This window comes from Shewanella sp. SM74, assembly GCF_025653725.1.
GTDB lineage: Bacteria > Pseudomonadota > Gammaproteobacteria > Enterobacterales > Shewanellaceae > Shewanella > Shewanella oncorhynchi.
On record NZ_JAKKRZ010000014.1, the window covers coordinates 14162 to 34130 of the forward strand.

At 46.7% G+C, this 19969-nt stretch carries 17 protein-coding genes; 8 read left to right on the forward strand and 9 right to left on the reverse strand.

Annotated elements, in window-relative coordinates; translation table 11 throughout:
- From L5M49_RS14890 to L5M49_RS14920, 7 genes are all read right to left on the reverse strand, one after another.
- A complete protein-coding gene (locus L5M49_RS14890; RefSeq protein ID WP_168826181.1) occupies nt 1-177 on the reverse strand; it encodes a hypothetical protein in 177 nt (58 codons plus the stop codon).
- Between the two features lie 163 nt (nt 178-340).
- Nucleotides 341-2413: an FUSC family protein gene (locus L5M49_RS14895; RefSeq protein WP_263212402.1), complete on the reverse strand. Its 2073-nt coding sequence runs from the start codon at nt 2411-2413 to the stop codon at nt 341-343.
- Nucleotides 2414-2418: 5 nt separating this feature from the next.
- The gene (locus L5M49_RS14900; protein ID WP_263208493.1) at nt 2419-3282 is read right to left on the reverse strand and encodes an HlyD family secretion protein; all 864 of its coding nucleotides are present in this window, start codon (nt 3280-3282) and stop codon (nt 2419-2421) included.
- Between the two features lie 6 nt (nt 3283-3288).
- On the reverse strand, nt 3289-3489 hold the full coding sequence (locus L5M49_RS14905; RefSeq protein ID WP_263208491.1) for a DUF1656 domain-containing protein: 201 nt from the start codon (nt 3487-3489) through the stop codon (nt 3289-3291).
- A gap of 181 nt (nt 3490-3670) precedes the next feature.
- Nucleotides 3671-5026 carry a glutathione-disulfide reductase gene (gene gorA / locus L5M49_RS14910; RefSeq protein ID WP_113940197.1) on the reverse strand — a complete coding sequence of 452 codons (1356 nt, stop codon included), beginning with the start codon at nt 5024-5026 and terminating at the stop codon, nt 3671-3673.
- A 146-nt stretch (nt 5027-5172) separates the two neighbouring features.
- On the reverse strand, nt 5173-5739 hold the full coding sequence (locus L5M49_RS14915; RefSeq protein ID WP_263208489.1) for a hypothetical protein: 567 nt from the start codon (nt 5737-5739) through the stop codon (nt 5173-5175).
- A 152-nt stretch (nt 5740-5891) separates the two neighbouring features.
- Entirely contained in the window at nt 5892-6683 is a 792-nt protein-coding gene (locus L5M49_RS14920) for a hypothetical protein (protein ID WP_263266352.1), read from the reverse strand.
- Nucleotides 6684-6952: 269 nt separating this feature from the next.
- Between L5M49_RS14920 and prlC the strand changes: the two genes are divergently transcribed.
- Together prlC and L5M49_RS14930 are read left to right on the forward strand one after the other, a co-directional pair.
- The gene (gene prlC / locus L5M49_RS14925) at nt 6953-8992 is read left to right on the forward strand and encodes an oligopeptidase A (RefSeq protein WP_263266353.1); all 2040 of its coding nucleotides are present in this window, start codon (nt 6953-6955) and stop codon (nt 8990-8992) included.
- A 175-nt stretch (nt 8993-9167) separates the two neighbouring features.
- Nucleotides 9168-9698, forward strand: coding sequence for a thioesterase family protein (locus L5M49_RS14930; RefSeq protein WP_011791203.1), 531 nt, complete (start codon nt 9168-9170; stop codon nt 9696-9698).
- A 24-nt stretch (nt 9699-9722) separates the two neighbouring features.
- Here L5M49_RS14930 and L5M49_RS14935 read toward each other — a convergent pair whose 3' ends face one another.
- Entirely contained in the window at nt 9723-10370 is a 648-nt protein-coding gene (locus tag L5M49_RS14935; RefSeq protein ID WP_263162550.1) for a glutathione S-transferase family protein, read from the reverse strand.
- A 206-nt stretch (nt 10371-10576) separates the two neighbouring features.
- Between L5M49_RS14935 and L5M49_RS14940 the strand changes: the two genes are divergently transcribed.
- The 5 genes from L5M49_RS14940 to L5M49_RS14960 all read left to right on the forward strand — a co-directional run bounded on the left by L5M49_RS14940 (nt 10577) and on the right by L5M49_RS14960 (nt 17144).
- The gene (locus L5M49_RS14940) at nt 10577-11266 is read left to right on the forward strand and encodes a DNA-3-methyladenine glycosylase I (protein WP_173497830.1); all 690 of its coding nucleotides are present in this window, start codon (nt 10577-10579) and stop codon (nt 11264-11266) included.
- An 814-nt stretch (nt 11267-12080) separates the two neighbouring features.
- Nucleotides 12081-13226: an efflux RND transporter periplasmic adaptor subunit gene (locus L5M49_RS14945; RefSeq protein WP_105250703.1), complete on the forward strand. Its 1146-nt coding sequence runs from the start codon at nt 12081-12083 to the stop codon at nt 13224-13226.
- A 9-nt stretch (nt 13227-13235) separates the two neighbouring features.
- Nucleotides 13236-16370 (forward strand): efflux RND transporter permease subunit, encoded by a 3135-nt coding sequence (locus L5M49_RS14950; protein WP_263266354.1) that lies wholly within the window; start codon nt 13236-13238, stop codon nt 16368-16370.
- 149 nt (nt 16371-16519) lie between these two features.
- A complete protein-coding gene (locus L5M49_RS14955) occupies nt 16520-16783 on the forward strand; it encodes a hypothetical protein (protein WP_198572451.1) in 264 nt (87 codons plus the stop codon).
- Between the two features lie 37 nt (nt 16784-16820).
- Entirely contained in the window at nt 16821-17144 is a 324-nt protein-coding gene (locus L5M49_RS14960; protein WP_113940205.1) for a hypothetical protein, read from the forward strand.
- 56 nt (nt 17145-17200) lie between these two features.
- Here L5M49_RS14960 and L5M49_RS14965 read toward each other — a convergent pair whose 3' ends face one another.
- Complete coding sequence (locus L5M49_RS14965; protein ID WP_263208480.1) at nt 17201-18823, reverse strand: AbgT family transporter; 1623 nt, start codon at nt 18821-18823, stop codon at nt 17201-17203.
- 559 nt (nt 18824-19382) lie between these two features.
- On the opposite strand from L5M49_RS14965, the gene L5M49_RS14970 reads away from it, so the two are divergent.
- On the forward strand, nt 19383-19949 hold the full coding sequence (locus tag L5M49_RS14970) for a LemA family protein (RefSeq protein ID WP_173248363.1): 567 nt from the start codon (nt 19383-19385) through the stop codon (nt 19947-19949).
- Nucleotides 19950-19969: the final 20 nt, after the last annotated feature.

The window sequence follows — 19969 nt, forward strand, 5'->3', positions numbered from 1 at the left end:
TTATTTGTCTCCTAACGCTTTGTTATTTTGAATAATACTCGGTTTCAAAATGACAAAGAGATAGGTGCTTAATATTGCGCATAAACACATAAACTGCATGGTTTCCTTGGCGTGTAATCGGGTAAAGCTTGCTACTTGCGAGATAAGATTTTCCTCTGGTGGGTTCTCCGTAGACATAATTGCTCCTTGGTTGATAATTGAATTTATATCACCAATATAGTTAGTGATCTAATTATATTAAGGCATTTTATCGGCCAAATATCAAGCTTCTATTGGATTTAAATGGTTGTGGCGGCGGTACGAGAGTAGCTTTTGGGGCGGAAAATAGTTTGAGAACTGACTATTTTGCTGAGGTGTTTTTCTGCTCGGCGATACTGTGGGCAGTGCGTTCGAAGGTTAATGTGATGCGTTCAAACATCCCAGTAATCAGAGTGAATTGTTCGTGGGGTAACGGGCATTGCGCCATCGCTTGTAATAAGGCTTCGCTGCTGGTGTTAAACTCTTTTGCGACTTGGCCGTGGGCGCAGGCGATAAATGCCTGACCTAAATTGTGTTGCCAGAGGTTGAGTGCATTTTCTAAGCCTAAGTCTGAGTGCGTATCTGAAATCCCCTGCAACATGCGCCGCATTCGAATCGACACATGGCCTAGATTCAGTGCAGTGAACACCAGATCGGTAAATACCCTCGAACTCTTGCCCGAGCCTTTTTCGTAACTGGCTATCCGCAGCAGTCGATCGCCCATGCGGGCGTTAAACCAAGGCTCAGGATCGTCATGCTGCGCGATATGCACCAGATCTTTTTGGATAGATTGCAGCAGACGATATTGCATCAGCCGCTGGCTAGGTTCGGTGATCAATTTAAATAGCCAATACAGCACAGTAACGCCAACAAAAATTGCTAAGGCATTGCTGACGGTGTTTTCTATCGCAAATGAAATGGTATTACTGGGCTGTACTAATACCGCAAACGGCACGCAAATCCCGAGACCATAGGGCAAGGTCGGTCGATTCGCTAAGGCGAGTAGCCCAATAAAAAAGGGGCCTGCGAGCACTAAAATGAGTATTTCGAAATCGCCGCTACTCTCTGCCAGCAAAGGTAAAGCGTAAAACACTGTGAGGGGCACTGCGATAGTGATGCCGACAAGAATACGGCGCAAAATCGTGGTTAGCATTGGCAGTGGCTGGCGCGCCATCATGATGGAAAAGACCACTGGCATCAGGATCATCATGAGTACCGCACTCGACCCTGTGCCGATCCACAGCGAAGCCCCAATGACAAATACCGCCATGCTGCGTAGACCGGTCGTAAACCCTATCAGTGGATCTCGGTGAAATTCCATTGGCGGCGCGTTGAGTTGTACCGCAGAATTGCTTGTCAGTACGTTATAACTCTTGAGCACCATGATCAGATCGGCGCTTAACTCCATCGCAACTTTGAGTAAGCGAGTCTCTAATGGGGTTCGGTCGCGGTATTGCATCAGGTTTTGTTGGAGTTGATACCTTAAAGTACGCGCCATTTTGTAGCATTCTTGGTCATCAGTGGATTGCGCCATCAGGGTAAAACTGCTGCGCATATTGGCTAAGGTTTTCGCGAGCGGTTCGCTGACCAGATGGGAATGATTACGTTGTAGTCGGCCAAATATTTGGATTGCCGCCAACAGCGAAAGGGTTTTATTGCAGAGAAAGTTCGCCGCATGGCTCTGCCCGCGTCCTTCGGGGCCTTCATAAATCACTGCGCTGGAGTCGTCACTCAGCGCCGATACTGATTCCATAATAGTGTCGATATGTTCATGGCGACTCGCATGTTCCCCCTGTAAATCGAGTTCTAATGCAAGATAGTTAAGTGTTTGATTAATTGTGTTTTTAGCATGCAGTTGCAGACCATGTTTTACCTTAGTCGGCCACAGTAGCGAACTGACCAAGACGGCACAAATTGCGCCGACGATAATTTCGCTGATCCTCGACTGTGCCACATCGAATATTTTTGCACTATCGGCCGTGCTTGGGCTCGCCATCACAATGAGCACTATCAAGCAGGCTGTCATGCCCGCCATGGCAAAGGCATAGACAAAGTTTTGCTGGCGAACCATGGCCGACAACCCAGAATTTAGCCCTATCCAGCAGGCGAGTAATCCTAAGGCGAGTTCGGGATAGGGCGTAAACCCGTTGAGTATGGCAATCCCCGCGAGCGCGCCGACTAAGGTGCCGCCGATTTGGCATAAGCCCTTTTCGATCACGAGCCCGCTTTCGGGGCGGATTTGCAGAAATACCGCCGACACCAGCGCCCAATATGGCCGTTCTAAATTTAAGAACATGGCCACATATAAGGCGAGCGCCATCGAGATCACGCCTTTAATCGCGAAGATGATGGTTCGTCGGTCAGGAAAAAATAAACTCTTAAGTAACAGCGTCATAATGACTATTTGTCAGTCTGTAGCTGGATGGAAACTGTCATGCCGACGCTCAGCTCTATGTCCTTAGGAATGCTGTCTAGCTGGATATCGACCGGAATACGTTGTGACAATCTCACCCAATTAAAGGTTTGGCCGATTTGCGGCAATAACTGCCCATTAGTGGTGACATTGGTATTGGCAATCGCCTTACCTATGCTGACCACTTTGCCGTGCAAGAAATGGCCGCCACTCATTAGGCTGACATCGGCGTTTTGACCTATGTGAACCAAGGGGATTTTGGTTTCTTCAAAATAGCCTGTGATATAGAGAGAGTCTTGTTTGACCAGCGAAAATACTGAGTTGCCTTTGCTGACATAGTTGCCATTACGCAGGCTTAAATTGATCAGGGTGCCATTTTCGGGAGCGTGAATTTGCGTCCGCGCTAAGTCAATTTTGGCGGTATTTAATTGTGCCTGTGCGAGTTCATAACTGGTTCTTGCCAGTTCGGTATTGATAAAGGCTTCGTCGAAGGTTTCTTTGCTGACTAAGTTGGCGTTGGTCAAACCGATACGGCGTTTGTATTTATGTTTTGCCAGTTCCCATGCCAATTTTTGGCTTTCTGCTTTGGCATTCAATTCGGCAATGGTGGCTTTGTAGCGGGTATCGTCCACTGTGAACAATACATCACCTTTATTAACGACTTGATTGTCTTTTACATTCAGTTGGTTTACCCAACCTGATACATCTGGCGCTATGGTAATGATTTCGGCGCGAACTCGGCCGTCGCGGGTCCAAGGAGAATAAAGGTAGTGCGACCATATCCAATGTCCGGCGATACCTGCAACCGCGACCACAATGAGGGTGAGGCTGATACGAAAGATTTTTCCCATGAACAATCAACTCCCAAGCAAGTAAATGACCAAAGCCAGATAGCAGATAAACAGCCCAACTTCGAACCAAGCTGCGCGCCACAGCTTGTGATAGAGCCCAGTTTGATAGAGTACCAAGCGAGTGATGCAGGAAAGCAGAAAAGCTAAGGGGATAAAGATAATTAATGGACTAAATAACAAACCATCGAACGCGAGTTCTTTAAGCATTACGCTATTCATCCCGATGACAGTAGCGCAGCGATAACCGCGCTAGGTGTTTAAAATGCAAAGTACTCAGTCGAGATTATAGGAAAGTCGCGTGAGAGTTAATGGTTTTATGTTATCTGTGATCAATTAGGGCCAGCATTAGCTGGCCCTAAATATGATGAAATCAAAGCGAAAATCGCTTCTACCTCATAGTAACAAACTCTTCCGCGCCCGTTGGGTGGATAGCCACCACAGCATCGAAATCGGCCTTAGTCGCGCCCATTTTCATGGCGACGCCGAAACCTTGAAGGATTTCGTCCATACCAAAACCAATACCATGAATACCGACGACTTTTTCGTCCTTGCCAGCGCAGACTAACTTCATCTTACAGGCTTGGCGATGGGCCGTAACGGCTGTGTACATGGAGGTAAACGTCGAGGTATACACTTTGACGTTATCGTCGCCGTATTGAGTACGGGCTTCTGGTTCGGTCAAGCCCATAGTGCCGATAGGTGGATGGCTGAATACAACGGTTGGGATCAGGTTGTAATCCATTTTGGCATCTGTCATACCGTTAAATAAACGCTCGGACAACAAACGGCCCGCTTTAACCGCAACAGGAGTGAGCTCTACGCCCCCCGCCATAATGTCGCCGACACAGTAAATCCCTTTGTGAGTCGTATTTTGCTGCTCATCAGTGATGACATAGCCTTTGCTATCTAATTGCACTTCGGTATTTTCTAGGCCGATATTGCCTGTTGCAGGTGAGCGGCCAATTGCCCAAATCAAGCAATCGACTGTAATGCTTTCACCGTTTTCTAAGTTTAATGTCAGGCTGTCATCGGCATTTTTAACCACGGCTTTTGGCACGCTATGGGTGTGCAATGTTGGGCCTTCGGTTGCCATCGCATCGACGAGAGCATCGACTAATATAGGGTCAAAGTTACGCAGCGGCGCATGTTTACGCACTAATAAGTGAGTTTCACTGCCCAGAGCGTGTAACACGCCAGCGACTTCAACAGCGATATAACCCGCGCCAACAACGGCAACGCGCTTAGGTTGCTCGCGTAGGGCGAAGAAACCATCGGAGTCGATACCGTATTGCGCGCCAGGAATGTTCGGAATCGTCGGTGCGCCGCCAGTGGCGATAAGGATATGATCGGCGGTGTAATGTTCGCCGTCCACTTCGATGGTGTTGCCATCCACAAAACGGCCGTAGCCATTTAACAGCGTCACTTTGTTGTTGGCAAAACCACGGCCATAGGCATCGTGAATACGACCAATGTAGGCTTCGCGGTTTTCGACCAAAGTGTTCCAATCGAATTTATTAACAGTGACGTCGAAACCATAATCTTTGGCGTAAAGGTTCATCGCTTCGGCAACATGGGCGCCATACCACATGACTTTTTTGGGCACACAACCTACGTTTACACAGGTGCCACCCACGTGTTTGGCTTCGATGAGTAGAACCTTAGCACCACGCATTGCCGCTCGGTTTGCTGAGGCGATACCGCCGCTGCCTGCGCCTAGGCAGATATAGTCAAAATGTTGAGCCATGAGTTTCTCCGTCTTACTTCAAGGATGAGATGCTTTACAGCAGAATGTCATTGTAGGGGGCTTTGCGGTAACAGACCAGCCTATTGCATCATTAACGTATAAGGCATTGCTTTTAATGAAAATACTCCTAAAGTTGCTTTCAGTTGTTATCGCGTGGCTGTTTCGCGGCGATATTGGCATTTAGAGTGATCGTTATGAGCTGGGCCTTCTGCACCACATTTCAAACATTGCCACTCCTTTTGGCGGGCGCTGAGTTCATCGGCTTGATGCTTAGCTGCGTTATCTTGTTTGTCGCCGAGTAGGGACTCTAGCTGATCCATACGTTTATCGAGCCAACGGCAGTTAGGATCATTGGCGACATGTGCACGACTGGCGAGCTGTTGCTTGCGACTGAGTTTTTTACTCTTAGCGGCTTTGTTCGATTGAGTGGCTTTAGTTGATTTAGTGGTTTTGGATGGCTCTGCGGGTGTGACAGTGGGGGGCGAATACTCGAATGCACTTTGCACTTGGTTAGGCACATTAATCGGCTTGCCCTCATTGTCGAGCAAAGTGCCTAGGGGCAAAGGCGCCGTTTGTGCCGGTTGAGCTAAGGATTCTAGACTCGGTTCAGGCTCAGATACCTGCTGCGCATTAGTCGAGCTTGTCACTGGGATAAAAAGCAGGAGCAAGGTAATGACAGCGGTTCGGATAAGATAGAAATGATGCGTTAACATTCCCTGTTCCTCGGCAAAATCGATGTGAATAGTGAGTCGCTCCGTCGACATTTTGAGTTTAGTTAGTGAGCTTTGTTTTTGCCAAATGTCGCGGGATAAATTGACAGAGGAAGGTTGCAATACGGCGCTAGAAACACAGAGCTAAAACGACGTTAAAACGTTATCGCAAAGTGAATGCCGGCATAGGTTTGATCCTGTGAACTCATATCGCCATTGGCTGAGGCTTCTTGCTCAATATCACTCTGGGCAATGCTGTGGCTAATGTGTCCGCTAATACTCATGCTTGGGGTCAGTTGATAATTCGCTTCGAGGCCAAACTGCAGGTTATTACTGCCATCGTGTTCTTCTGTGCGGTATTTAAAATCAAACCCTTGAGTGATATAGGGCGTGAGGCTGAACTGGTCTGTGATATTCCAATAACTGTGCAAACTCACTTCAACAAAGTAGCCTGCCGCCTCTGTGGAATAGACATAACTCACCGATGGTACCAACCAAGCTGTGGCGTTGTAGGCGAGTTCTGCAAATAGCTCGTTATCTTGGCAGCGGCTATTGCTATAGCCTTCAATGCGCTGATATCCCAGATTAGCCTCTAGGTTTTCGGCTAAGTTGAACCCATATTCAAGGCTGATATTCCACTCTGTATAGGCTTGGTTATCACCGCGTCCGACTAAGGCATAAGTGGTTAAGTTGCCGTGTTGAACGGCCGCATTGAGCCAATAAATACCCCCATTTTGCAAGTTATTGCGACCCTGTGAGACATATTTGCTGTCCCAACCTAAATCCAGCGTCACCGCCAAAGGTTCTGTCATCTGGCGGGGTAATATGGTGTTTGAAATACTATCGACTTGTTCTAGGCCCTCATTAGCAACTGCGTTGTGACTAAGGCAGTTGATCCCTAATGTGCAGAGGACGCTGGCGATAAGTTTCACTGAGTGTGTTGCCATATTTTTGCTGATTTTGGTCGAGGTACGTTAGTTATGCAGATAATACCTTGCCCACATACAAACATTAATGCGAATTGATTCGATTTGCGATCGAGATTGCAACAATGTGTAGGTAAATAAAACGTAAATCCTAAATGCGAACTAGTTCACTTTTTTTCAGGGGAAATAGGGTTAAGTAAGGCGTTCGAAGGGGACAATCGGTTTTCTCGCCTTGATAAATAGGCCATTAGCCCTTATTTATAACAGATACAGATTGTTGAGGAGTCAATATGAGCAACCCTTTGCTTAGCGGCGCAAAATTACCGCTTTTTTCACAGATTAAACCGGAACATATTCAAGTCGCCGTTGAGCATGCCATTGCTCAGTGCCGCACTAAGATTGATGAAGTGCTGCAGAACCAAGGTCCTTTTACGTGGGACAACTTGGTCGCGCCATTAGAACAGGTTGACGATGAGCTAAGCCAAATTTGGTCGCCCGTTTCTCATATGAATTCAGTGACTAGCACAGATGAGTGGCGTGCCGCCCATGATGCTTGTTTACCTCTTTTATCGGAATACGGTACTTACGTTGGCCAACACCAAGGTTTGTATCAAGCCTATAAAGCGCTGCGAGCATCCAATGAATTTGCACAATTGAGCCAAGCCCAGCAGATGGTGATAGAGCACAGCCTGCGCGACTTTGAACTATCGGGTATTGGTTTAGATGACGCGCAAAAAGTGCGTTATGGCGAGATTGTAAAACGTCTTTCTGAACTCACCAGTGGTTTTTCGAATCAATTACTGGATGCGACGCAAGCTTGGACTAAGTTGATCACTGATGAAGCTGAGCTTGCTGGTTTGCCCGAGTCTGCCAAAGCCGCCGCTAAAGCGATGGCGCAGTCGCGTGAGCTAGAAGGTTGGTTATTTACCTTAGATTTCCCCTCTTATCTACCCGTCATGACCTACAGCGAAAACCGCAGTCTTCGGGAAGAATGCTACCGTGCGTTTGTCACTCGCGCTTCAGATCAAGGTCCCAATGCCGGAGAGTTTGATAACAGCCCGCTGATGGACGAAATTCTTGCTTTGCGCCACGAACTCGCATTGTTACTCGGTTTTGACAGTTTTGCTGACAAATCTCTGGCGACGAAAATGGCTGAAACGCCGGCGCAGGTGATGGCATTTTTAAATGAGTTAGCGCTGCGCTCAAAGGATCAAGCTAAGGCAGAACTGGCTGAGCTGAGAGCGTTTGCCGAGGCCGAATATGGCGTGACTGAAATGGCCTCTTGGGACTTAAGTTTCTATGCTGAGAAGTTGCAGCAGCATAAGTATGAGATTTCACAGGAAATCCTGCGTCCGTATTTCCCCGAAGATAAAGTGCTCTCGGGGTTGTTCTACACAGTATCACGTTTGTTCGGCCTTAAAATCCTTGAGCAAAAGGATTTTGACCGATGGCATAAGGACGTACGTTTCTTCGATATTTTCGACGAAACTGACGAACACAGAGGTAGTTTCTACCTCGATTTATATGCCCGCACAGGTAAACGTGGTGGTGCTTGGATGGATGACTGCCGTGTGCGCCGTCAAACCGCCAATGGATTACAAAAGCCAGTGGCTTATTTGACCTGTAACTTTAATGGTCCGGTCGATGGCAAACCTGCGCTGTTTACCCATGATGAAGTGACAACCTTGTTCCACGAATTTGGCCATGGTATCCACCACATGCTGACCAAAATCGATGTTGCAGGCGTGTCGGGTATCAATGGCGTGCCTTGGGATGCGGTCGAGTTACCAAGTCAATTTATGGAAAATTGGTGCTGGCAGGAAGAAGCCTTAGCCGAAATTTCTGGCCATTTCGAAACCGGCGAACCATTACCTAAAGCCTTGTTAGATAAAATGTTGGCGGCGAAAAACTTCCAGTCTGGCATGATGATGCTGCGCCAACTCGAGTTCTCATTGTTCGATTTTAGAATGCACCACGAATACGACCCAGCTAAAGGCGCGCGCATTCAAGAAACCTTAGACGAAGTGCGTCGTCAGGTGGCCGTATTAACGCCGCCGGATTTTAACCGTTTCCAACATGGATTTGCCCATATTTTTGCGGGCGGTTATGCCGCAGGTTATTACAGCTATAAATGGGCTGAAGTGCTCTCGGCGGATGCGTTTTCCCGCTTCGAAGAGGAAGGTATTTTCACCCCTGAAACGGGTCGTCGTTTCCTGCACAATATCCTCGAAATGGGTGGTTCAGCCGAGCCGATGGACTTGTTCAAACAGTTTATGGGACGCGAGCCGAATATCGATGCCCTGTTAAGACATTCAGGCATTGCTGCATAAGCAATTGTGCGTTTTGATAAATCAGCCCCTTTTAATGGACTGATTATCTGAGGGTATTTAGCTTAATCGAACGATAAAAAGACGCCTTAGGGCGTCTTTTTTGTGAGCTATATCCCGCTTGCCCTGTGGTATGACCTCTGTTAGCCTGTGGCTCTTATTTCAAGGGCGGCGCGTTATGAATCTGTATTTTCGTTTGTTTTGGTTGTTATTCTGGCGCACGCGCCATTGTCGTAAGATCGATTTTCTAGGGACAAGCCGTATCACTTATCGTGCTTTACCGAGCGATTGCGACATCAATTTCCATCTCACTAATTCTCGCTATCCCGCGTTTATGGATCTGGCGCGGACTTATATGTTGGCTGAGATGGGTCTACTGAAACGTTTCTTAAAGTTGAAGTGGATGCCGATAGTTAACGCCGCCGAATTTACCTATATTCGCGATATTAAGCCGCTGAAAACTTTTGAGATTGAAACCAAAGTCGTCGGTTGGGATGAAAAATATTTCTATATTGAACAACGCTTTGTGAGCGAACGTGGCCTACATTGTATCGTGCATGTGCGCGGTGTGTTTGTGTGCAAAGGTAAGCAAGTGCCGCTAGATGTCCTCGTGAAAGAAGCGGGTTATACCGATCCTGCACCTGAGTTGCCGCCAGAAGTCGTGAAGTGGAAAGCGTTTTTGCAGTTGAAGAAAGAACGTAATATGTGATTGTGTTGAGGCATGACTTACTCGCTAAGGTATGCCTCTTATTCCCGTCGTTTCCTCCATCTCAGCCAGTAACACCTCTTCTTGTACTAACATCCAAGCGCCACGCAGTTGTGCCTGTTGCCAATAGCGCACGATTTCATCTAAATCCAACAGGTTTAGATGTTGGAAGCTATAGCTTAAACAAGGGATTAGTGCACAGTCGGCTAAGGTAAAACTGTCGCCACAGACCCAATGATGTTGTGTGAGTTGCGCGTCTAAGCGTTGAAACTGTGTCAGTAGTTGCTTCTCTAATTGTTTGATTTCGAATTCATTGCTGTTTTCTATATGCTTTAACTTTTCTAATTGAAATAATGGGTTGTTAATATCATTGTCTATGATGCGATCGAACAAACGTACCTGTAAGTTGCGTTGTGGTTCTTGTGGCAGCAGCTGGGTACTGTTTTCAAAATGCCTATCTAAGTACTCGATAATAATGCTGGATTCGGGTATCAGCTGTTCATTTTGGGCTTTAAGCAGAGGGATTCGCGCTTGCGGATAACGTTGGTGAAATTCCTTGCGGGACAAAGGGTCGCGTAGATCTATGATTCTGGGGTAGAAGTTGGCCTGCTTTTCATAAAGTGCGATGAGCACTTTCTGTGAATAGCGTGATAACGGGTGATAAAAAAGCTCCATAGGCACTCACTCCAAACCCAGTCTTTTACGGACTTTACGTTTTAACTTTAGTCGTAATTGAAGCGCTTGCTGTAAGAGTTTTCTTAAAAAATGCTGGAATAAACACAATTTTTCTTGGCAAAGCCAAGTGATCCATCAGGGATAAAAATCGGTATTATGAGTCCATATAGGAAGTGTCGGGATTTAATCATTTTAAAGGTAATAATATGAGCCAGTTAGAGCGTTTTTCATCTATTTATGCCAGAGCCAGTGAGCGCAAAGGCGGACCTGCTGGACTCGAAGCCTTATTGTCTGGTTGCCTGTCTGATGATGAAATTCGCCAATATCGGGATGCTGAATTATTGTCGGCGATGAGCCGTCAGGTGTTTCAAAGTGGTTTTGTATGGCGGGTGGTTGTGAACAAATGGCCCGAGTATGAGAAGTCTTTCTTTGGGTTCGAACCGCATAAAGTATTAATGTTATCGCCTGAGCAAATTCAAGCGCGGGCAAGTGATGCGACCTTGATTCGCCATCTTAAAAAGACTCAAGCCATTTATGATAATGCTCTGATGATCCACGATGTTGCTCGCGAACATGGCAGCTTGGCGCAGCTGATCGCCGCTTGGCCGACGCAGGATATTATCGGGTTGTGGGCATTTTTAAAGAAACGAGGTACTCGATTGGGCGGGAATACGGGTCCCTATTTTCTGCGCGGTATTGGCAAAGATACTTTTTTGTTAACCGATGATGTACAAGGTTATTTTAAAGCACATAAGTTAGTCGATGCGGGCTTTTCATCACAAACGGCGCTTAAGCAAGTGCAAGCCGTATTTAATCAGTGGCAACAGGAGTCGGGTCGTTGTTTGGCTGATATCAGCCGTATTTTGGCTTGCAGCGTGGGCGATAATCGAATTTAGTCCTGTTAAGTTGTGATTGAAGATGAACAAATTAGTTTTAATAGACAAATATTGCTTTGCTAGCAATATTTGTCATTACAGAAGCATTATTTGTGGGAGTCTGAGTTTCATTTAATGGGGTATTAATCTGAATTTCGGGTTTGCTCCGTTTTGGGGTAACCACTAAAATAGCCCGCTAGCTATTATTTGTGACTGTTTAATTGTGTGGCGTTACCTCATAACGCTGGCGCTGCCTTTTAGCCGTGCACAAATAGTAGATGTAATAAACTGCACAGCAATCCGCTATCGGATGTATTCATGTTTTTACGCACAAGCAGTCTGAAGCCAGCTCTTTGCTTACTCTCTTTCGGTATTGTCAGTCTTGATAGGGTCGTTTTTAACGACTTGATGCTGAGAGTGGCCTGAGTAAAAACAAGCGCGCTGCGTTTTCGTCTCTATGTACAAATTATTGCAACAAGTGACGGTTAAGCTAACGTCATTGAGCTGTGGGCCTTGGCCTGCCGCAAGTCTAGAATATGAACAGATTTGCAACATATTCAATATGGAGTAGGCTTATTGGGTGTTTTACGGCATATCTCCCTAACAATGCCACTCAAAGTTAACCGATTTTTTAAATCGAATAACAATTCGATGAATATAGTAATGCTAAATGAGTGAAAATTTTCATTAGTTTACAATTTAGTTTCGTTATCTTCCTTGTTGATTCATATAGGCTATGAGATAAATAACGGATTTGATTTTAGTTACAATTACGGCTCGTGTCAGCGCAATAAGTGTACTGGTATGTGGGCAGTTAATATTTGAAGGAGTTCTCATGCGGCAGACAATTAAACTTGCCTCAGTTATAAGCGTGGCGTTATGGATGGCAGCTTGCAGCCCTCAAGAAGAGAGCGCTCAGGCGGGTGCTGGTCCACGTAGTATGGAAGTGGGAATCCTTAATGTTGTTGCCCAGCCACAAGTGATTCAGGTGGAATTACCAGGACGCAGTAAAGCTTTCCTCGAGGCTGAAGTTCGTCCACAGGTTAACGGTATTATCACTAAGCGTAGTTTTGTTGAAGGTGGCAATGTGAAACAGGGTGAATCCTTGTATCAGATTGACTCTTCAACTTATAAAGCTGCTTTAGTGAGTGCCAATGCTGATTTAGCCAGAGCGAATGCGGGCTTAGCCTCAGCAAAAGCTAAGGCGGCACGTTATCAGCAATTGGTAAAAACCAACGCCATCAGTAAGCAAGAGTTCGATGAAGCTGAAGCGGCTTATAAAGAAGCATTGGCAAATGTTACCGTGGCTGAAGCTGCGATTAACACCGCTAAAATCAACCTGCAATATACTGAAGTATTAGCACCTATCTCTGGTCGTATCGGTAAATCGAGTGTGACTGCGGGTGCGTTAGTCACTGCCAACCAGAGCCAAACGCTGGCGACGATTCAACAACTTGATCCTATCAATGTGGATATCGCGCAATCGAGTGCTCAGTTGTTACGTCTTAAAGCTAAGTTGCAGCAAGGTAAACTACAAGCTTCAGAAAATGCAGACGTGAAATTATTGCTTGAAGATGGTACTCAATATAGTCATCCGGGTAAGTTGCAGTTCGCTGAAGTGAGCGTGGATCCAAACACTGGCTCCGTTATTCTGCGCGCAGAATTCCCTAACCCTGAAGGTATCTTGTTACCTGGCATGTATGTTCGCGCTATGTTAAATGCGGGCACTGATCCACAGGCTATCTTGGTTCCACAAAAAGCGATTACGCGTAACTCTAAGGGTGAAGCTGTGGCTATGGTGGTGAATGACCAAGGTTTAGTCGAAGCGAAAACAGTGACGACCGCAGAAGTGATTAACAACCAATGGCGAGTCACTTCTGGTTTAACTGTGGGCGACAAGTTGATTGTGGAAGGATTACAGAAAGTTCGTCCCGGCGCTCCAGTAACCACCAAAGTTATTTCTGAAACGCAAGCACAATAGGGCATAGCTATGGCACGTTTTTTTATTGATCGCCCCATCTTTGCGTGGGTGATCTCCTTGATTATTATGCTGGCGGGGATCCTCTCGATCCGCTCGCTGCCAGTGTCCCAATATCCTAACATTGCACCACCGACCGTGGTGATCAGTGCTAACTATCCTGGCGCTTCCGCTAAGATTGTTGAAGATTCTGTGACTCAGGTGATTGAGCAACGTATGACGGGTATCGATCACCTCCGTTATATCGCCTCAGCCAGTGACAGTTTTGGTAATGCTGAGATCACTTTAACCTTTAACGCTGAAGCCGATCCGGATATTGCACAGGTTCAAGTACAGAACAAGTTACAGGGCGCTATGACCCTGTTACCGCAAGAGGTGCAGGCACAAGGGGTTAACGTTAACAAGTCGAGTTCAGGCTTCTTAATGGTATTAGGCTTCGTATCGACCGATGGTTCGTTAGATAAAGGCGATATCGCCGACTATGTTGGTGCGAACATTCAAGATCCTATGAGTCGCGTACCTGGCGTAGGTGAAATTCAGTTGTTTGGTGCCCAATATGCGATGCGTATATGGCTAGAACCGTTGAAATTGACTCAATACAACTTGACCAGTTTAGACGTTATCGCAGCGATTCGTTCTCAAAACGCTCAAGTTTCAGCTGGACAGTTAGGTGGCGCGCCCTCTGTGGCAGGCCAAGAGTTGAACGCAACGGTATCGGCTCAAAGCCGCTTACAAACGGCAGAAGAGTTCCGTAAAATTATCCTTAAATCGGATATTTCAGGCGCAAACGTCTTCCTAAGCGATGTGGCACGGGTTGAATTAGGTTCTGAAAGTTATGCTGTGGTGTCACTGTATAACGGTCAACCTGCGACAGGGTTAGCGATTAAGCTGGCAACGGGTGCTAACGCGCTTGATACTGCTGAAGCTGTTCGTGAAAAAATTGCTGAGATGAAACCTTTCTTCCCGCAAGGGCTAGAAGTTGTTTATCCATACGATACAACGCCTTTCGTTGAAAAATCGATAGAAGGTGTAGTGCATACCCTGCTTGAAGCTATTGTACTAGTGTTCATCATCATGTACCTCTTCTTGCAAAATTTCCGTGCAACTTTGATCCCGACTATTGCGGTACCAGTGGTATTGCTGGGAACCTTTGCGATTCTGTCGTTAGCGGGTTTCTCGATTAACACTTTAACCATGTTTGCTATGGTGCTCGCCATTGGTTTGCTGGTGGACGATGCGATTGTGGTGGTGGAAAACGTCGAGCGGGTAATGGCCGAGGAGGGCTTAAGTCCACTGGAAGCGACGCGTAAGTCGATGGATCAAATTACCGGTGCTTTAGTCGGTATCGGTCTGACCCTCTCTGCAGTGTTTGTCCCTATGGCATTTATGTCAGGTTCAACGGGGGTTATTTATCGTCAGTTCTCTATCACTATCGTATCTGCGATGGCGTTGTCTGTTCTAGTTGCTTTGATTTTAACACCTGCACTTTGTGCGACTATGCTCAAACCGATTAAGAAGGGCCATGCTCATATCGAAACTGGCTTCTTTGGTTGGTTTAACCGTAGTTTCGATAAACTGACTAATCGTTATGAGTCGAGCGTTGCTGGGATCATCAAGCGCGGCTTTAGAGTGATGGCGATTTACGTTGTGCTGGTTATTGCAGTGGGTTGGATCTTTATCCGTATGCCTACGGCGTTCTTACCAGATGAAGACCAAGGTATTTTGTTCACGCAAGCCATTTTGCCGACTAACTCAACTCAAGAAAGTACCTTAAAAGTATTGGAGAAAGTGTCTGATCACTTTATGGCTGAGGAGGGCGTGAGGTCGGTGTTTAGCGTGGCGGGCTTCAGTTTTGCGGGTCAAGGGCAAAACATGGGTATCGCCTTCGTTGGTTTGAAGGATTGGTCTGAACGTGAAGCGCCTGGTATGGATGTGAAGTCTATTGCTGGTCGCGCTATGGGTGTGTTCGGTCAGATGAAAGATGCCTTAGTATTCGCCTTCGTACCGCCTGCGGTAATCGAGTTGGGGACGGCGAACGGTTTCGACATGTACCTGCAGGATAAGAACGGCCAAGGCCACGAGAAGTTAGTGGCGGCACGTAATCAACTGCTTGGTATGGCGGCACAGAATCCAAATCTGGTGGGTGTGCGTCCAAACGGTCAAGAAGATGCGCCAATTTATCAATTACATGTAGATCACGCTAAGTTGAGCGCGTTAGGCATTGAAATCACTAATGTAAACAATGTGCTTGCAACGGCTTGGGGTGGTTCTTATGTGAATGACTTTATTGACCGCGGCCGCGTGAAGAAAGTATATGTGCAAGGTGATGCCCAGTATCGTATGCAACCGGGAGATTTAGATTCTTGGTACGTGCGCAATAACAAGGGTGACATGGTGCCATTCTCTGCGTTTGCCACTGGTGCATGGGAATACGGTTCTCCACGTTTAGAACGCTTTAACGGCTTACCATCGATGAACATTCAGGGTGCCACGGCTCCTGGTTTCAGTACCGGTGCAGCTATGACAATTATGGAAGACTTAGCCAAGCAGCTTCCTCCTGGTTTTGGTGTCGCGTGGAACGGTCTATCGTATGAAGAACGTTTATCGGGTAACCAAGCGCCAGCGCTGTATGCTCTGTCGATCTTAGTGGTCTTCTTAGTATTGGCAGCACTCTATGAAAGCTGGTCGGTACCCTTTGCAGTTGTGCTCGTGGTTCCGCTCGGGATCATCGGTGCTTTGATTGCAATGAATGGTCGCGGCTTGCCAAACGACGTGTTCTTCCAAGTGGGGCTGTTAACCACAGTAGGGTTAGCGACTAAGAACGCCATCTTGATTGTGGAATTCGCCAAAGAGTTCTATGAGAAAGGTTCAGGCTTAGTCGAGGCGACCTTGCATGCGGTGCGTGTGCGTCTTCGCCCCATCTTAATGACGTCTCTAGCCTTTGGTCTGGGTGTTGTGCCGTTAGCTATCAGTACCGGTGTCGGCTCTGGTAGTCAAAACGCCATTGGTACAGGTGTACTCGGCGGTATGATGAGCTCGACTTTCCTAGGGATCTTCTTCGTACCATTATTCTTCGTGATAGTGGAGCGTCTCTTCAGTAAGCGCGAGAAGAAAGGTAAAGAACAGAAGCCAAACTCAGCTGAATAAGCTCGATCGTTTCTAAACTTCTAAACTTCTAAACTAAAGCCCTGCAATTGCAGGGCTTTTTGTTATTTTAATGCTGTTAGTTATAAAGATGGATAGGCACTGTGCGCGAGTTCTGGCATATTGCGCTGAGGCAGTTAAGAGGACGAAACATGGATGATGCTGCGTTGGAATTGCAAAAACTAGATGCACTCATTGCTAAAGGTAAGATGTACGTCATTTTGGTCTTTGGCGTATTTTTCTGGGGTATGCTGACGTCCCTCGTGGTCGCCTTAATACATTATTTTATCTCGGGCGATCCATTCTGGGCGGAACTGCAAAGAGCGCTCTATATTTATCCCATTGGCGGTATTTTATTTGGTTGGTTTGTGTGGGTGCAGATTAATCGTAAGCGAGATAAACTTCGCTCCCAATAGTATCAATAGTTCTGGTTAAGCTGAGTGTAGGAGTGACATGGTGTTTTCGTGGGGTAATCTTGCCACTAAGCAACTTATCGTGGGAATGATATGCCATGGCATAGCGCTGGCATTTTTGGCCTATGGCGTTTATGCATTTTACTTGCAGGAGCTTGTACTACCAGAGTTAACTCGCTGTGTCGGTGCTGCTGTGTTATTTGTGGGCATGGGGCTAGCCCCTCAATTATTTTTTATGTCAGTGAGCCAGATAGTATCGCAAGCTGAGGACTCGACATTAAAATCTACCCTACAGACCTATGTGTTTAATCTAGGTATTTTTTTGATGATCTGCAGTCTGTTAATGGAATGGCTATACGACTAAAGCTATTGAATAAAGAAAGGGCGTCGACTTCATCATCGACGCCCTTTTTATTGCGGTTAAGGCGTGTAGTAAGTCGCGGCTCCCGGCCCAACGGGCAGACCAAAGCCAAATACCCACAGGAAGAAGAACGCTGTCCAACCCACGAAAAACACGAGCGAGTACGGCAGCATAGTGGCGATCAGCGTACCTATCCCTAGGTTTTTCTGGTAACGACAGGCAACCGCTAAAATCAAACCAAAGTAGCTCATCATAGGTGTGATTAAGTTAGTCACCGAATCCCCAATACGGTACGCCGCTTGAATCGTTTCGGGCGCATAACCAACCAGCATCAGCATAGGCACAAAAATAGGAGCGGTAATGGCCCACTGGGCCGAGGCACTGCCAAGCATCAAGTTGATAATGCCGCAGAGCATAATAAAGAACAAAAATACGATCGGGCCCGTCAAGCCAATGGATTGCAGAGCATCGGCACCTAACACCGCCAATACTGCACCTAAATTACTCCAGTTGAAGAAGGCGACAAACTGCGCGGCGAAAAAGACGAGGACGATATACATGCCCATAGTGCTCATGCTGTGGGACATGGCATTGATGACATCTTTATCATTTTTGATGCTGCCCACGACTTTGCCGTAAATAAAGCCAGGTATGGCAAAACAGATAAAGATAAAGGCGACTATGCCCTTGAGGAATGGCGAACCTGAGATGAGACCGGTTTCAGTATGGCGCAGCGGTGCGCCTTCTGGTACGACTGAAATCGCTAAAATAACCGCGAGCACTAACATAGATAACCCAGCCCATTTTAAGCCGCGTTTCTCAATAGCACTGATGCTCTCCATTGATTGCAGTACGGTTTCGTCTGCATCATCATCTTGGTATTGACCTAACTTAGGTTCGACGATTTTTTCGGTGACAAAGGCGCCAAGGAAAGTGATCACAAAGGTGGAGACAAACATGAAGTACCAGTTTACTTCTGGGCCGACGTTGTATTGAGGATCTATCATGCGCGCCGCAGCTTCGGTAATGCCCGATAGCAAGGGATCGACAGTACCAAGCAATAAGTTAGCGCTATAACCTCCTGAAACCCCGGCAAAAGCGGCAGCTAAACCTGCAAGTGGATGGCGGCCAAGGGAGTGGAAAATCATCGCCGCCATAGGGATAAGTACCACATAGCCAAGCTCGGCAGCGGTGTTGGACATTATGCCGGCAAATACTATGGTCACAGTGACTAATCGTTTAGAGGCACCCATGACTAAGGCGCGCATAGCCGCAGATAATAAGCCAGAGCGTTCGGCAATCCCGACGCCGAGTAGCGCCACGAGCACAGTGCCGAGCGGTGTAAAGCCAGTAAAGTTGGTCACCAGATGCGAGACTATCATCCGCAAACCTTCGGCGTTCATTAGGCTCACCACATGGATTAAACCGTCTGCACTGCGGCCGTGTGAGCCAATAGGTCTAGGATCGACCACGGTTAACCCAAAGTAGCCCGCAATACCTGAAATAATGACCACGGCAACACAGAACAGTGCGAATAAGGTGATTGGATGGGGCAGCAGATTGCCTAAGCGTTCAACAATATTGAGAAAACGTACAAACCAACCACTAGAGCTGATATCGCCCTGTTGTGGATTGGGTTCAGAAGCTTTTTTTGGGGGAATATCGCCGGAATTAAAACTCATCGTCCTTCCTTTATGTCGACCTTTACGCAGCGCAATATTTGGATCCTATAACAGACTCGAGACATTGCCGACGGCCGATTGTGGATGACGTGGCTGAGGGGATAACCCTAGGTGCCAGACTCGGAGTGAAAGCTAAGGTAAAAGTTAAAAAATTAGCGGCAAAGTATGATTGTTAAGTTTTAATTGAAACTTAAATGTTGCTATTGACTGCGTTGAGGCGAGGAGGGCTAAAATTAGGATAAAAAAATGGACTCTCGAGGAGTCCAGTATTCACGAGCAAAATTGGATGCTCTAATGTTGTGCCATATCACTATAGACCTTGTTTGCTGTATCGGAGCTGAATATCGATAAATTTATAGGTTAAATACTGTTTTTTATGCAGATGATCACTTTTCATCGCTGAATATGGCCAGTTTCGTTGATGATTGCTCGTTAGATGACATCGCCAGCTCTGACCAGCGAGTAATTTCATTGTCTTAATCAGCCCGCAGGTGAAATTTTCACTCATTTATGGTTAGCTGTATCCTATTAACAAGAATAAGAAACCTAAGGATGGAAGATGGAAAAATTGTTATTGGGATTAACGCTGATTTTTATCGTGACCTATCTTTGGTACGTCAGCCTAGTCAAAAAGCGCAATACCGCGCTCGAAGCCTTGTCGGGTATCGATGTACAGCTGACCAAGCGTGCCGACCTTGTGCCTAATATTCTAAAAATTGCTAAACGATTTATGGAGCATGAAAAGTCACTGCTCACTGAAATCACCGAATTACGCACTCAGCTCAGCCATAATTACAACAAGGCCGATCCGAGTGCCGTTAAAGAGCATTTAGTTCAGGCCGAGCGGTTGAACGACAAAATGAGCACCTTGATGGTGAATGTGGAGAACTATCCCGAGCTCAAATCTGACAACACTATGTTGCAGGCGATGCAGACCTATAACGAGGTCGAAGCGCATATCTCAGCTGCGAGGCGTTTTTATAACTCGGCAGTTTCCGAGCTTAATACTGCGGTAGAAATCTTCCCCGGCTCGATTATCGCTTCTATGGCGAGTATTAAAGTGATGCCATTCTATGAGGTAAGCGAAGCGGCAAAAGCGCCCGTAGATGCGGCCGAATACTTGTAAGCTTAGCTGTGCAGGGTGAG